At 31.6% G+C, this 14,644-nt stretch carries 16 protein-coding genes; 3 read left to right on the top strand and 13 right to left on the bottom strand.

What is annotated here, in order from left to right:
- Window positions 1–6: 6 nt before the first annotated feature.
- Window positions 7–318: a hypothetical protein gene (locus tag MY490_RS10680; protein WP_248269170.1), complete on the bottom strand. Its 312-nt coding sequence runs from the start codon at window positions 316–318 to the stop codon at window positions 7–9.
- Between the two features lie 378 nt (window positions 319–696).
- On the opposite strand from MY490_RS10680, the gene MY490_RS10675 reads away from it, so the two are divergent.
- Window positions 697–1,476: a nitroreductase family protein gene (locus MY490_RS10675; RefSeq protein WP_248269169.1), complete on the top strand. Its 780-nt coding sequence runs from the start codon at window positions 697–699 to the stop codon at window positions 1,474–1,476.
- Window positions 1,477–1,771: 295 nt separating this feature from the next.
- Here MY490_RS10675 and MY490_RS10670 read toward each other — a convergent pair whose 3' ends face one another.
- Window positions 1,772–2,434: a class I SAM-dependent methyltransferase gene (locus tag MY490_RS10670; protein WP_248269168.1), complete on the bottom strand. Its 663-nt coding sequence runs from the start codon at window positions 2,432–2,434 to the stop codon at window positions 1,772–1,774.
- 228 nt (window positions 2,435–2,662) lie between these two features.
- Between MY490_RS10670 and MY490_RS10665 the strand changes: the two genes are divergently transcribed.
- Window positions 2,663–3,244, top strand: a complete 582-nt coding sequence (locus MY490_RS10665; RefSeq protein ID WP_248269167.1) for a TetR/AcrR family transcriptional regulator C-terminal domain-containing protein — start codon at window positions 2,663–2,665, stop codon at window positions 3,242–3,244.
- 137 nt (window positions 3,245–3,381) lie between these two features.
- Here the strand turns inward: MY490_RS10665 and MY490_RS10660 are convergent, their stop codons facing one another.
- The 3 genes from MY490_RS10660 to MY490_RS10650 form a co-directional block, all read right to left on the bottom strand.
- Entirely contained in the window at window positions 3,382–3,681 is a 300-nt protein-coding gene (locus tag MY490_RS10660; protein WP_248269166.1) for a hypothetical protein, read from the bottom strand.
- Window positions 3,682–3,823: 142 nt separating this feature from the next.
- A complete protein-coding gene (locus tag MY490_RS10655) occupies window positions 3,824–3,991 on the bottom strand; it encodes a hypothetical protein (RefSeq protein ID WP_248269165.1) in 168 nt (55 codons plus the stop codon).
- 91 nt (window positions 3,992–4,082) lie between these two features.
- Complete coding sequence (locus tag MY490_RS10650; RefSeq protein ID WP_248269164.1) at window positions 4,083–4,409, bottom strand: hypothetical protein; 327 nt, start codon at window positions 4,407–4,409, stop codon at window positions 4,083–4,085.
- Between the two features lie 185 nt (window positions 4,410–4,594).
- Here MY490_RS10650 and pssA point away from each other — a divergent pair, with 185 nt between their 5' ends.
- Entirely contained in the window at window positions 4,595–5,086 is a 492-nt protein-coding gene (gene pssA, locus MY490_RS10645) for a CDP-diacylglycerol--serine O-phosphatidyltransferase (protein WP_248269163.1), read from the top strand.
- 83 nt (window positions 5,087–5,169) lie between these two features.
- Here the strand turns inward: pssA and MY490_RS10640 are convergent, their stop codons facing one another.
- The 8 genes from MY490_RS10640 to MY490_RS10605 form a co-directional block, all read right to left on the bottom strand.
- Window positions 5,170–5,523 (bottom strand): hypothetical protein, encoded by a 354-nt coding sequence (locus MY490_RS10640; RefSeq protein WP_248269162.1) that lies wholly within the window; start codon window positions 5,521–5,523, stop codon window positions 5,170–5,172.
- A 743-nt stretch (window positions 5,524–6,266) separates the two neighbouring features.
- Complete coding sequence (locus MY490_RS10635; RefSeq protein ID WP_098426108.1) at window positions 6,267–6,581, bottom strand: iron-sulfur cluster biosynthesis family protein; 315 nt, start codon at window positions 6,579–6,581, stop codon at window positions 6,267–6,269.
- A 22-nt stretch (window positions 6,582–6,603) separates the two neighbouring features.
- Window positions 6,604–7,662 (bottom strand): lactonase family protein, encoded by a 1,059-nt coding sequence (locus MY490_RS10630; RefSeq protein WP_248269161.1) that lies wholly within the window; start codon window positions 7,660–7,662, stop codon window positions 6,604–6,606.
- Window positions 7,663–7,778: 116 nt separating this feature from the next.
- Window positions 7,779–8,444, bottom strand: a complete 666-nt coding sequence (fsa, locus tag MY490_RS10625; protein ID WP_098233961.1) for a fructose-6-phosphate aldolase — start codon at window positions 8,442–8,444, stop codon at window positions 7,779–7,781.
- Window positions 8,445–8,492: 48 nt separating this feature from the next.
- Window positions 8,493–9,386 carry a phosphogluconate dehydrogenase (NAD(+)-dependent, decarboxylating) gene (gnd, locus tag MY490_RS10620; RefSeq protein ID WP_248269160.1) on the bottom strand — a complete coding sequence of 298 codons (894 nt, stop codon included), beginning with the start codon at window positions 9,384–9,386 and terminating at the stop codon, window positions 8,493–8,495.
- Window positions 9,387–9,478: 92 nt separating this feature from the next.
- Window positions 9,479–11,473: a transketolase gene (tkt, locus tag MY490_RS10615; protein WP_248269358.1), complete on the bottom strand. Its 1,995-nt coding sequence runs from the start codon at window positions 11,471–11,473 to the stop codon at window positions 9,479–9,481.
- A complete protein-coding gene (zwf, locus tag MY490_RS10610; protein ID WP_248269159.1) occupies window positions 11,474–12,973 on the bottom strand; it encodes a glucose-6-phosphate dehydrogenase in 1,500 nt (499 codons plus the stop codon).
- Window positions 12,974–13,374: 401 nt separating this feature from the next.
- On the bottom strand, window positions 13,375–14,565 hold the full coding sequence (locus MY490_RS10605) for a DUF445 domain-containing protein (protein ID WP_248269158.1): 1,191 nt from the start codon (window positions 14,563–14,565) through the stop codon (window positions 13,375–13,377).
- Between the last annotated feature and the right edge of the window lie 79 nt (window positions 14,566–14,644).

Here is a 14,644-nt window from a genome sequence, read left to right as displayed (position 1 = left end):
GCGTAATCAATTTATATGCGTCATAATTAGGCTTCCAATTGTAAATATAGAAGAAACATAAAATGCAAATGGAACTTTAAAAACTTCTGTTTCATTATCTATTCTTGCTGTGATTCCTGTTTTCCCCTTAACTGTTGATTTATCTAATCTTCCAATCAAGCCATCACCACTAATATTAAAAAAAGCGATTATAGCTGTAATAAGCAATGAACTAGCAAAAAGCCAATCGGTCCAAGTGGAACCCATTGCATGGGAAAATCCAAAAGGTGTCAGTATCAAGATTACAAATGTAATAACTCCTGAAAGTAATTTTTTCACTTTTTCACCCCTTTGTCTTCCTGTTTTTTAGGCTCATTTTTTACTATATTCTACTAATTTTTTATGATTCATCTATTGTTATATTTTAATAACAGATTTGCTTGTAAATAGCATATTGTCTTAAATACTACAACTTTGAAAATTTGACACATTTAGACATTGGTATAAACCTGTACTATTCTGCAAAAATGTTTAACTGAGTAATTTTTACTAAAAACTTATTAAAACTACAAATTTGTGTACGATAAAGGATTTTTGTGATATGTTTACTTTATAATTTGATTATTCAGAAATAATTATGGATTAAAATAATCTGTCGAATTATTTTACATTCATAATATGTCTAATGAAAATCTTTTGATATGAGGAGTGAAAGCTTTGGAATTTAATGATGTTTTACATGGGCACAGATCAATACGAGAATATGAGGACAAGGAAGTAAGCCAGGAGCTTTTAGATCAAATATTAGATGCGGGTATTCGTGCCTCATCAAGTGGCAATATGCAATCTTATTCGATTATTGTTACAAAAGACAAAGAAATTAGAAAGAAATTATATACAGCACATATGGAGCAATCAATGGTTATTGATGCACCGATCCTTTTAACTTTTTGTGTAGATTTTAATCGAATGAGAAAATGGCTTACGCTGAATGATGCACCAGTACATTTTGATAATTTCATGAGCTTTATGATTGGTGCTATTGATGCTACTTTAGCATCTCAAAACTGTGCTTTAGCTGCTGAGAATGCAGGACTAGGTATATGTTATATGGGCTCTACTCTTGCAAATTGTAATCAAATTGGAGAAATTCTTAACTTACCACCAAATGTCGTACCAGTTGTAGGCTACTCATTAGGCTATCCAAAAGAAAATCCAGCATTACGTGACCGACTTCCAAAACAAGGTCTAGTTCATTATGAACAATATAATGATTACTCAGATGAAGATATTCTTGAAATCTATAAAGAAAGAAATGAAAAAGGCTGGCAACGTTACATGGACGTTCCAAAGCTTAAAGAAATGACAGAGCGACTAGGATTAAAGAATTTAGCTCAAATTTATACGATTGCAAAGTATACACAAGAATCCCATCATGAATATTCTCAAACAGTTCTAGAATATTTAGAGAAACAAAATTTTATGAATAATAAATGATAGTTAACAATAAAAAAGTCGATTTCCAATGAGAAATCGACTTTTTAAATTGATCTCTATTAAAACGGAATCACTTTAATAGCATTAGTGATATTAAGTTAATAATAGATCCATAATAGGTTGTAATCTAATGAATTTTTTATTGTAAGATTGTCTTCTAACAAAGCTTCAAATAGCATCTTCGTTTCGATTTGCTTTTACGTAAGAATCATTAATTACATTATATTTAATTTAAGATTAATAGTTTTGTAACTCGAAAAAATTATATAAACTAAAATTTCAATAAAAAACCTGGTTATTTATAAAGATATACATATAAACTAATATCCTCTTGCCTAATGTTATAATTCTTAAATTCAGTATTATTTAAAAACATCTCAAAATTTTCTTTTGTATAAGCACCTTTTTTCAAGAAAGTTTTAAATGCAAATTTTACAAAATACTTATCAAACCCCGTCATTCCAGTTTTTCTAATTTCACCTTCTATATCTTGTGCAGTTGCATTAAAATTCATATCAATTATAAGAGATGTTCCACCTGGTTTTAATACCCTATACATTTCTTTGAGTGCTTTTACTGGATCCATAAAGTTCTTAAATGCTGCACTGCAAACAACAAAATCAAATGTGTTATCATCACAAGGTAGATTTGAAGCATTACCTTCTTTAAAATCTACTATAACATTTGCTTCCTTTGCATTATTTTTTTCGATGTTAACAAAATCTGGACTTAACTCTACTCCTGTAACATCAAAACCCATTTTTGCAAGCTCAATAGATAGATATCCTGGTCCAGGAGCTACTTCTAAAATCCTTGCACCATCATGAACTAAGGATTTAATTTCAGTTGCATATTCTTGCATTTGTGTCAAACGGCTTTTTCGAGAATTTTTGTCATACCATTTTGCTGTATAGCCATAAATACCAACATCTTTTTTCTTGCGCATATTTTTCATCATCATATCCACCCGTTCTCTTTTTAATGTTGTCAATCATTGTTCACAAGTCTTCTTATTTAAATTTATTTGGTTTACTGGTAGGTAATTTGTTTGAGCTTTAAAGTAGTTTATATTTCTAGTACAATAAGAGAACAAAAACGTCTAACAACGTTAGTTATCTAACACCGTTAGATTAACATCTAACAGTGTTAGAGTCAATGACAATTATTAAATTTTTGGAGAGATTTTATGGCGATAACGAAAGAAGCAATTGTAAAAGCATCGCTCGATATTTTAAATCGTGACGGAATAAGTAATTTATCGATGCGCACATTGGCAAAAGAGCTTGAGATCAAAGCCGCATCCTTATATTGGCATATTAAAGATAAACAAGCTTTGTATGATTTAATTGCTGAGCATCTGAATAATGAAATGGTCCTACCAGAAGAATTAGAAGATGCCAAGGAAGCTTTAACAGCTCTAGCATTTGAAGTAAGAAGAGTTTTGTTAAAAACAAGAGATGCAGTAGAGGTTTTTGCACAGTCAATGCCAACTACACCTAGTAGATTAAAAGCAGTCAAATTCACTTTAGAAAATTTGACAAAATACGGTGTATCTGATAAAAACTGTCTTGTTGCGGGTAACCTTTTTAATAATTATGTATTATCATTTGTAGCAGATGAACATCGTGCAAAACAGTTCACATACACTCCAGAAGAAGTAACTGCATTTACTTCATTCTTTGGTGAGCAATACCAATATAGTTTTGATTTTGAAGAACAATTTCGATATGGATTAAGGGTATTATTTGCCGGATTACATACTGAATAAATAAAAATAAGTCACATCGAAAGTATGATGTGACTTTTTGAAATATTATTTCGAATTTGCATCAAATTCTAATTCGATAACATTCTTTGAAAACGTTGGTTTATAAACAATCCTAATCAGTCCTATACTTTACCACCTTAATCAAACCGTACTGTATCAAAACCATCCAATAGATCTTCTAATTCAGTTAAAAAATTTAATTGGACTGGACCAGGAATTTGCTCCATCCATTTTTTAATTTCAGGTAACTCTTCAGCGTCTTCTATATTAGTTGGTTTTGGATCAAGCGTTACCCACCATTTTTTCATTTCATCAATAAATTCATAGAAGTAGCGTTCGAATCTTTCTGCCCATTCTGCTCCTTCATCATCTGTCGTTTTTTGCATCATACTCCAAGCTTCCAACGCTGTTTCAAAGTATTCATCAATCTTTTTCATGTTATTTTCCCTTCTTGGTAAAAGTACTACTTCTTTATTATATTAACTTTTTCAAGTTTAAACTTCATTCAGAAAATAGTATATTGATTTGAATTAATTCGGTGTGTAAGTCATTATACAATTCAACAACTACACACGTTAATTAAAATCTTGGTCGATCATTGTTATGTGTCTGTCTCGTAATTTCTTCATGCAATTTTTGACTTTCCGATTTATCTGGTGCTTTTGTTCCGAATTTTTTTTGCATAAAGAAACCAAATGCAATGGCGACAACAATAAATCCCCAAAATAGATAGCCAAATAATGTCAATTCAATCACTCCTATCTTCAATTGTATAGGCAAAATAAAAATCGACTAGTCGTCGATCGTGTTGTTTGATAAGTAACTGTTTATTGACAAGTTAAAACCTATGAATTAATTCATTTATTCCAGGTATTAATATCATAATGATTGAGCAAGAAATTAAAAGTTTTGTGACTATTTTAGTTAATTTCTCCCTTCCTTTACCATTATACCATCCACTGAATTGTATTTTATTTCGATACATAACAAATATTAGTACAAGTATACCAAAATAACACGACCATCCAGTATGAGTAAGATTTACACTAAATTCAATATATATTTCTGATACAACAGTTGAAATTAATGCACCAATTAACCCGAAGATCAATATGATTCTAATCACTTCTAGTATTAATCCAATTGAAGCGGATAATGCCTTCATTAAATGCCTCCTATAATCTTTTAATCTTTTTTAATTGGTATATTTCTTTATTATTCGATATTTGGTATTTTTTCCCTTTTTTAATTTTACAAACTTGATAAATATATTAGTATGAAGATTTAAGAATAAAGTGTAAATAGATAGAAAATACTATAGAAAGGTTTTTAATGGTCAGGGGGGATACTTTGTTTAGTCAGGTCGTAAAATCTATACCCAATTTACTTACAATCGGAAATTTAGTTTGTGGTGTTCTATCGATTACACTTAATATGAGTGGTTTAATAATGATTTCCTCAATTTTTATTTTCATCGCTGCTATTTTCGATCTTCTTGACGGAAAAGTTGCTAGGAAACTAAAAGTGAATAGTGAATTTGGGGTAGAGCTAGATTCTTTGGCCGATATTGTTAGTTTCGGCGTTGCCCCTGCGCTTTTATTTCATTCCATTTCGGCACCATCAATCTTAACTTCACTTGCATTTATCCTTTTTCCTACGATGGGGGCATTAAGATTAGCAAAATTTAGTGCTAAACCTACTATAGGTTATTTCAAAGGGTTGCCTATTCCTGCAGCTGGTTTACCTTTAGCTGGTATGGGAATGTTTTTTTATAGTAATGCATGGATTACTTTAATTCTTGCTTTCTTAATGGTTAGTCCTTTTAGGTTTAAAAAGCTTTAACAAACTCCAATCTAAAATGCTATTACCTTCTGTAGAGGAAATAGCATTTTTAATTTGTATTCAAAAATTTTTTTCGCATTAAATTATTTATTATTAAATGAAATGATCGCATTTTTTAAAGTGTAGAGCTTTGCAGTGAAAATATAAAGTTCATTATAATTATTTTCCACGTACTCATCAATAATGCTAATTCCTTTTATAAAGTTCTCGATCAATAAATATGTATATTTCCCATCCCATGCGAACCGATTAATTCTGAATAGTTCATCTGCCAATACTTGGAACCTAAACTCTTCAATTAATAGTTTTATTTGATATATTTTGTCTTTATTATTAGTAGATGAGTATTTACTATTTTCATAACTATTATGTACTAATTTGACAAAATCATTTATATCTTCAGCCAACATATTCGCTTTTTGCATCTCAAATTTCATTTCTCCATCCCCTAAAGTGTCAAAAATATACATCACTAGAGTATATGTTTTTATTTTAAATCATATCACAAACAAACCAATTAATCCCGTATCCTACCCTTCATTAAAAAAGCAATTCAAATAAAATAAGGGCCACTATTGTGGCTCTTTAGTCTACCCGTAAATGCTCGTTTCGGTAATTACCCGCGCAGTGCTTATTACAATCTACTTAACAATCTTGCCCTATTAATTAAATAAATTAATCCATGTTCATCAAAATACCGATTTTCTAAACTAAATGCATTTGATGCTATATAACATTGTAATGATTTTAGCGCTCGGACTACTAACTATTACATGGATGTGCCGTATGAGGTTTGGGTAGACCGTAAAAACAAGTGAAAGCGAATGTAGAAGATCGAATTCTAGTTAAGATGAGGAAGAATCTTGATTTCTTTAAAAAATGAAGGATGATTTTAAACACTCAGTTGGAAAGTTTGCCCGGGGAAACATTGTACAGACAGATAAACATTCGATGATTAAACAGATTAAAGCAAATCGACTAAAATAAGAATAGAAAGAGATTATTTTCTCCTATAAAAACACTTTAATTAAAAGGAATGAGAACAAAGGTTTTATAAAAATATTTGATGAGTACAACTTTACTAAAAACATCATCTAAAAAAGAGACGCTAATCCCTCAAAGAATCGCATCTCCAAAAAATTCTTATCTTATCATCATTCAAAAGCCGTTGGTATTCAACCTATTTAATATAAGTTAATCCGATTCGATTATTAAAAATTTGATTTCGATTTTTGAAAACAAATGATCCATCAACATAATCAATTACTAATTGGTCTTCGTATACATCTTCAAAATTTTTATTTACCATAAACTCAAACTGGTCTCCAATTATCATTTTTTCATTAGGACCACATTCTCTTTTATTAATAACTTTTATCTCATAGATGTTATTAACGACATCACAGCTTCCACGGTCAAATTCTAATTGTAGTATTTTATTTTGATCTACTGCGCCAAGTATTTCTTTGGCCGCATCAGTTATTTTAAAATCCATCTTAAAAGTCTCCTAATTTAGATTAAACGTTTAAAAATTTCACACATACTGCTTCAGGTACTTGTACGTCTGATTGAAGCACTGTTAATTTTCCAGTAGTTTTATTTCTTGCATATAAAACTAGATTCCCTGACATTTCATTTGAACCAACTAAATAGTTCTCAGATGGATCTAATACGAAATCTCTTGGCCAATTACCTTCACTTGAAGTAATTTCAACTAATTCAAGCTTACCAGTATCTTGATTTACACTAAATACTGCGATACTGTTATGACCACGATTTCCTGCATATACGAATTGACCATCTTTTGAAATATGGATGGCACTTCCTTGATTGTTTTCAATAAATTCACTAGGGATTGTCGAAATATATTGTAAATCTGTAAAGCTTCCATCTTCATTTAATTGTAGAGCAATTACTTCTGAACTAAGCTCCGTCATAATATAAGCGAACTTTCCATTTGGATGGAATGTGATATGACGTGGCCCACTTCCAGGTTTAACAGATAGACTGCTTACTTCAACTAAAGAATTGTTTTCGATTTTATATGTAATTAATTGATCGATTCCTAAATCAATTGCAGCTACATATTTTTCATTTAATGTATAACCAGAATAATGGGCATGAGGTTTTTCTTGGCGCTCTTTATTTGGACCTGATCCCTCATGTTGCATAATCGATTTAACATCACTAGCAAAACCATTTTCTTGATTGATTTTATATAATTCAATTGTACCTTTATGATAATTTGCTGTAACAATATTTTGCTTACCTGAGTCAACGCTAATATGACAAGGTGAAGCGCCTTCATTAAGCTGTTCATTTAATTTTTTAAGCTCTCCACTGTTTTCATCAATCGAATAGACAGTAATTCCACCTAAGTTTCCTTCTTTTGCAACAGCATATAGATTTTTATTGTCTTCACTAATTGTTAAATAAGTTGGATTTCCTAGTTCAGCAACTGCTTTAACATCAGTTATTCTTTCTTTTTCTGTATCAAGTGTAAATTGATAAATACCTTTACTTTCACTTTTTGTATATGTACCTACATAACCAACAAATTTCTGATTCGAATTCATTACTATTTCCTCCTCTATTCCTTGTTTTTATGTAAATACCCCCATTTCATAACTACAAAATGAGTTTCAATGAAGATGGGGGCTTTATACTTATTAGATTTAAAGTTTGTTACAAATTATAATGAAGTTTTTGCCCAGTCAGCAGCAAATTTTTCAATACCTTGATCTGTTAATGGGTGTTTAGATAATTGCTCAATAACACTGTAAGGAATTGTCGCGATATGAGCTCCAGCTAATGCTACACGAGTAACATGGTCTGGGTGACGAACTGACGCAGCAATGATTTGAGCGTCCATATTATGAACTCGGAATAATTCAGCAATTTTAGCAACTAATAATACACCATCTTCAGAAATATCGTCTAAACGACCTAAGAATGGAGATACATAAGTAGCACCTGCTCTAGCTGCTAATAAAGCTTGGTTAACAGTAAAGATTAATGTTACGTTTGTTTTAACACCTTTTTTCGTTAAATAACGGCAAGCTTCTAACCCTGCAAGTGTCATTGGTAATTTAATTGTAATATTTTTATCTCCACCGTTTATTTTAATAAGCTCGTCAGCTTCAGCGATCATTTCTTCAGCAGAAACTGCGTTTGGTGTAACTTCAGCAGAAACTGATTCTACTTCAGGAACTAATTTTAAAATTTCTTCGATACGGTCTTCGAATTTAACGCCTTCTTTTGCTACTAAAGATGGATTTGTAGTTACTCCAGATAATACGCCCATTTTATAAGCTTTTTGGATGTCTTCTACATTAGCTGTGTCAATAAAAAATTTCATTTTTAACTTCCTCCAATTTTTAGGGATATTTCCTATTTTATACTTTATTTATTTCTTTTCAACTGCATGTCCACCAAATTCATTACGAAGAGCCGCAACAACTTTACCTGTGAACGTATCGTTATCTAATGAACGGTAGCGCATTAATAATGACATTGCAATAACTGGTGTAGCAGCTTGAAGGTCTAAAGCTGTTTCAATTGTCCATTTACCTTCACCAGATGAATGCATTACGCCTCTAATTTCATCAAGCTTAGCATCTTTTGAGAATGCATTTTCAGTTAATTCCATTAACCAAGAACGAATTACAGAACCATTATTCCATACTTTCGCAACTTTTTCATAATCATAATCAAAGTCACTTTTTTCTAATACTTCAAATCCTTCACCGATTGCAGCCATCATACCGTATTCGATCCCATTATGAACCATTTTTAGGAAATGTCCACTACCAATTTTACCAGCATATAGGAAACCATTTTCTACTGAGGTATCTTTAAAGATTGGTTCTACGATATCCCAAGCTTCTTGGTCTCCACCAACCATATAACAAGCACCGTTACGAGCGCCTTCCATACCGCCTGAAGTACCAGCATCCATAAACCTTATACCATGTTCTTTTAATTCATCATAACGTCTAATAGACTCTTTATAGTGTGAGTTTCCTGCTTCAATGATTATATCCCCTTCAGATAAGAATGGTTTTACATCATTGATTACAGAATCTACTACCCCATGTGGAACCATAATCCACAGAACTCTTGGTGTATCAAGATTTTTTACTAATTCTTCTAAGCTTGAAGTACCAACAGCACCAAAGCCTTTCATTTCTTCTACTGCAGCAGTATTTAAATCAAATGCTACTACTTCATGATTATGATCCATTAAATTTTGACCTAAGTTTAAACCCATTTTTCCTAATCCAATTAAACCAACTTTCATTACGTGATCCTCCCATAATCTCTACAGTAATATTAATGTTTTTCTCTAAGTAAAAATTTTTATGTTAAAAAATAAATAAAATATTATTTAAATCAAGAATTCAATAAAGTTTTACTTACGTTTACTACATTCTTTGTACTAAAACCAAATAATTCCATTACTTCATTACCTGTTCCAGATGCTCCAAAAGTCTCGATTGAGATTTTTTTACCTTTGAAACCAACATAGCGTTCCCATCCAAGTGAAATCCCCATTTCAATTGAAACTCGGTTTAATATATGTGATGGTAAAACAGACTCTTTATATGCATCTGATTGCTGATCGAATAGCTCCCAACTTGGCATTGCTACTACACGAACTGATAAGTTTTCTTTTTCTAACTCAGTTTTACTATTTACTGCAAGAGAAACTTCTGAACCTGTAGCGATTAAAATAATGTCTGGTTGCTCATTCGTTTCTGTTAAAACATATCCACCTTTTGAAAGATGATCTAATCTAGATGCTGTTTCTTCAAATACAGGTAAATTTTGACGACTTAATACTAAAGCGATTGGTCCATTTGTATTTTGTAACGCATATGCCCAAGCATTAGCTGTTTCATTTGCGTCTGATGGACGAATAACTGTTAAACCAGGGATTGCACGTAATGCAGCTAAATGTTCAACTGGCTCATGTGTAGGACCGTCTTCACCAACTGCAATTGAGTCATGAGTGAATACATAAGTTACTGGTAATTTTTGTAATGCTGCTAAACGAATTGATGGACGTAAATAATCATTAAATACGAAGAATGTACTTACAAAAGGCTTAACTCCACCATGTAATGCCATACCATTTGCAGCAGCACCCATCGCGTGCTCACGTACACCAAAATAAATATTGCGTCCAGCAAATGATTCTACAGCGAATTTACTTTCATCTTTAATATCTGTCATTGTTGAATGTGATAAATCTGCGCTACCACCGAAAATTTCAGGAACTGTTTTAATGTAGTGATTGATCGCTTCTCCACTTGCAACACGTGTAGAGATTGTTTTATTCTCATCAAAAGTTAATAAATCTTTTGTTTCGATTAAAACTTCACCTTTAATTGCTTTTTCAAGCTGAGCTGCTAATTCTGGGTAAGCTTCACGGTATGCATTAAATAATTGTTTCCACTCGGCTTCTTTTTCACTGCCTTTTTCTTGTATTTCTTTAAAATGTAATTTAACTTCTTCTGGCACAAAGAAATCTTCTTCGTAGTTCCAAGCATATGCTTTTTTCGTTTCTTTTGCTTCTTCATGACCTAATGGATTACCATGGGCTTTATTTGTACCAGCCACTTTTGGACTTCCGTAACCAATAATTGTTCTAACTTCAATGATTGTCGGTTGGTCTGTGTTTTGTTTAGCTTGTTCGATCGCTTTAGAAATTTCTACATGATCGTTTCCATCTTCTACTCTTAAATATTGCCAGTTAAATGATTCAGCTCTCTTTTTCATATCTTCTGAATAAGAAAGATTTAATGTACCATCTAGTGAAATATCGTTTGAATCGTATAATACAACTAACTTACCAAGTTTCATATGGCCAGCAAGTGACATCGCTTCGTAAGCAACACCTTCCATTAAATCACCATCACCAACTAATGCATAAGTAAAGTGATCAATAATAGAAAGGTTGTCTTTGTTAAATTTACCTGCTAAATGTGCTTCAGCCATTGCCATACCAACAGCAGTAGCGATACCTTGTCCTAATGGGCCAGTCGTAGCTTCAACACCATCAGTGTGTCCAAATTCAGGATGCCCAGGTGTTTTACTATTTAGTTTACGGAAATCTTTAAGATCTTCGATTGAAACATCGTAGCCTGCAAGATGTAGTAAACTATATAACATGCTTGAACCATGACCAGCTGATAATACAAAACGGTCACGGTCAAACCATTTTGAACTTTTTGGATTATGCTTTAAATGATCTGCCCATAATGCATATGCCATTGGCGCAGCACCCATTGGTAAACCAGGATGACCAGAATTAGCTTGGTTAATCGCATCAATTGATAGTGTACGGATTGTATTAATTGATAATGTAGAAATCGAACTCATAATTTAAATACTCCTTTTTAGATCTGTTTTGTTGTTTTCATTTTCTTGTACAAAAGCTGTATCTAACCACCATTTGAAACCATCTTCTGCTAATAATTCATCAGCAGCTTCTGGGCCAAATGAACCGGATTTATAAGTATGAAGTGGTACTAAATTCTCTTCAAATGCTTCTAAAATTGGTTGAACCCATTGCCATGACAATTCAACTTCATTCCAATGCGCAAAAAATTTCGAATCGCCTCGTAACGCATCGTAAACTAATAACTCATACGCTTCTGGACGATCTTCTTTATTCGCAAAATACTCAGCTTGTACAGGTTCAATATTGCCATCTACGTTTTTGCTATTTAAATAGAAAGAAACTCTTTCATTTGGATTAATTTCAATTACCAATAAATTTGTTCCATTATTAGTTCTAAGGTTTTGAATTGGACTTTTGAATTCAAAAACGATTCGAGTAGATTTTTCTTTCATTCTTTTACCTGTACGGATATAGAATGGGATTCCCTTCCAAAAATCGTTTTCGATTAATACTCTAGCTGCTACATAAGTATCATTTTGTGATGAAAACTCAATTCCTGGTTCTTGTCTATATGCAACTACTTTCTTACCATTTTGTTCACCAGAACCATATTGACCTCGAACTACATGAGAAACTACTTCTTCTTTTGATAGAGGTCGAAGAGATTCAAGAACCTTTTTCTTCTCAGCTCTAACGTCACTTGCAGTATTTTGGTTTTTTAAATGCATAGCAGACATCATTAACATTTGTAACATATGATTTTGGAACATATCCCTGATTGCTCCAGATTTATCATAATAACCCGCTCGTTCTTCAACTCCGACTGTTTCACTTGCCGTAATTTGAACATTTGCGATATATTGATTGTTCCATAACGCTTGTAAAACTGGATTAGCAAACTCTAAAGCTTCTAAGTTTTGAACCATAGGTTTACCTAAGTAATGATCAATTCGGAAGATCTCATCTTCTTTAAATGACTTACTTAATTTTTCATTTAAATCTCTAGCAGTTTTCAAGTCACGCCCAAAAGGTTTTTCAATAATTAGACGCTTCCAACCTTTTGTCGTTCCTAGTCCACTTTCTTTAATATTTGATGCAATAATTTCAAAAAATTCTGGAGCTACAGATAAATAAAATAATCTGTTTTCAAGTAGCTGTAATTCCAGTTCTCTTTCTTTGACTAAATTTAATAAATCAACGAATCCTTCTTTGTTCGTGATATCTAGCTGTTGATAACGAATTGAATCTAGAAATTCTTGGACCATTTTTTGATCTTCTATCGAACGTCTTGAAAAAGTAATGAGTGATTGCATTACTTGATTCTGAAATTCGTCATTTGAAAAATCTTTCCTACCAATTCCAATGATTGAAAAAGACTCAGGCATCTTTTGATCTATATATAAATTATATAAAGCAGGAAATATTTTTCGTTTTGCTAAATCGCCTGTGGCTCCGAACAATACAAATGACATAGAATCCATTAACTAAACCTCCTCTTAGTCGAACTTTTAACTAGATGATAATAAAAAATATATTTTCAAACGATCTTTAATTTTTATTTAGAGCTAATGTTAGTTCAAATAATTCATTCCAATTATTCATTCGGAAAATATTTTTTACCCAAACCTATAATACATGAAAAAAATTTTTCTTTCCAATAAAATGCTTATGTTTCTATTTATTGGATTTTTTTAATTTCATTTAAAGAAAACTCATCGATTGGTGAGGCTATAGGCGAAGAACATAGGAGTCGTTGCACTTTATACTTAATTCCAAAAATTGGAAACTTGTCGATACTTATTCTCTGCTACCAATTTACTTTCTTAAGGTGAAAAAAACCTTAATTAACTTTTTACGTTAATTAAGGCTTTAGAATGAAATATTATGTGAAAATCAATCTTAGGCTTGTTAATACTAATCCAATAATAAATCCACAAACAGCACCATTTACACGAATCCAAGTAATATCCTTTCCAATTTTATTTTCCAACAAATCAGTTATTTCTTCAGTAGATAATTTTTCAATATTGTACCTTACTAAATCACTAATTTTGTGATGATATTTTTCAATTGTATTAGTTAATAGTTTCTTAAAACTTTGCTCAACATTATTAATCCAATTCGAATTTTTAATGAAGCTGATTATTTTTTCGATAGCATTTAAAATAAATTCTTCATCATTCATTTTATTTCTAAACAGTTTAATTGCTTGATCTACAATATATTCATAGCCTTTATTTTTCCATTCATCTAATTGGCGAATAATGTTTTCATTCGATTTATTTTTTTCAGCTTCCAATCGAATAAACGATAAAATGAAATTCCTTCTATCACTATTTGGGTGTTTTAATTCCGTTAGTAAATCGATTAATCCGCTATGTATAAATTCTGTGATTTTCTCTTCTCCAATCATTGGTAGAAAAGCTTTTATCATAAAAAACTTACGCTCAATAAACTGTATAACCTCTTTGCCGATTAATTCCTTAATATGTGGTAGGCTCACTGTTTCTTCGATTTTATTAATTAAAAATTCATATGTCTTTGCATCCCATTCTTTTTCAATAACCGTATCCACAGCTTTACTTAATAAGTTCAGAGATGATATGGAATCAATTGTCGGTTTAAAGGTATTTAATAAGAATTTTTTGATTGTATCATCCTGAATAGATGCACCAAACTGCTTGATTGAATGAACCATTTTATTTCTAGATTCATCATTTTCAAGCATCTTTTCAAAAGCATTAATACCTTGATTAATCCAATCACGTTCTTCTACCTTTTCAATTAAACTTTCCTTACTTAGCCACTGATTATTAAGTGTGCTTAAAATCCCCTCAGTAATCTTTTTTCTATTTTTAGGCAATAAGGCTGTATGTGGGATCGGTATACCAAGAGGATGACGAAACATTGCAGTTACTGCAAACCAATCCGCAAGACCACCTACTAAAGCTGCCTCAAATCCACCAGAAAGGATTTGAAATAATTTAGATTGAAACGGCATTGTTGCAGCGAAACCGCAAGTTGCCACTATAAGTGAAATATTGGCTAGCCGTTTTGAATTCTTTTCTTTCATTTACTAAAAGCCTCCTGTATCTATTTGAAAATAGTATATCATTCCTTTAATCTATTTTCTAAAATCAATTCTAATAAAT

The organism is Gottfriedia acidiceleris, from assembly GCF_023115465.1.
GTDB lineage: Bacteria > Bacillota > Bacilli > Bacillales > Bacillaceae_G > Gottfriedia > Gottfriedia acidiceleris_B.
The sequence above is the reverse complement of the archived record's forward strand: the minus strand, read 5'-3'. Positions and strand labels throughout refer to the sequence as shown.

Excerpts from the sequence above, each read along its gene's own strand:
- MY490_RS10665 (WP_248269167.1), top strand. The coding sequence starts at position 2,663 with ATGGCGATAACGAAAGAAGCAATTGTAAAAGCATCGCTCGATATTTTA.
- gnd (WP_248269160.1), bottom strand. The coding sequence starts at position 9,386 with ATGAAAGTTGGTTTAATTGGATTAGGAAAAATGGGTTTAAACTTAGGT.
- MY490_RS10670 (WP_248269168.1), bottom strand. The coding sequence starts at position 2,434 with ATGATGAAAAATATGCGCAAGAAAAAAGATGTTGGTATTTATGGCTAT.
- zwf (WP_248269159.1), bottom strand. The coding sequence starts at position 12,973 with ATGGATTCTATGTCATTTGTATTGTTCGGAGCCACAGGCGATTTAGCA.
- fsa (WP_098233961.1), bottom strand. The coding sequence starts at position 8,444 with ATGAAATTTTTTATTGACACAGCTAATGTAGAAGACATCCAAAAAGCT.
- MY490_RS10635 (WP_098426108.1), bottom strand. The coding sequence starts at position 6,581 with ATGGATTTTAAAATAACTGATGCGGCCAAAGAAATACTTGGCGCAGTA.
- MY490_RS10650 (WP_248269164.1), bottom strand. The coding sequence starts at position 4,409 with ATGAAGGCATTATCCGCTTCAATTGGATTAATACTAGAAGTGATTAGA.
- MY490_RS10640 (WP_248269162.1), bottom strand. The coding sequence starts at position 5,523 with ATGAAATTTGAGATGCAAAAAGCGAATATGTTGGCTGAAGATATAAAT.
- MY490_RS10630 (WP_248269161.1), bottom strand. The coding sequence starts at position 7,662 with ATGAATTCGAATCAGAAATTTGTTGGTTATGTAGGTACATATACAAAA.
- MY490_RS10605 (WP_248269158.1), bottom strand. The coding sequence starts at position 14,565 with ATGAAAGAAAAGAATTCAAAACGGCTAGCCAATATTTCACTTATAGTG.
- MY490_RS10660 (WP_248269166.1), bottom strand. The coding sequence starts at position 3,681 with ATGAAAAAGATTGATGAATACTTTGAAACAGCGTTGGAAGCTTGGAGT.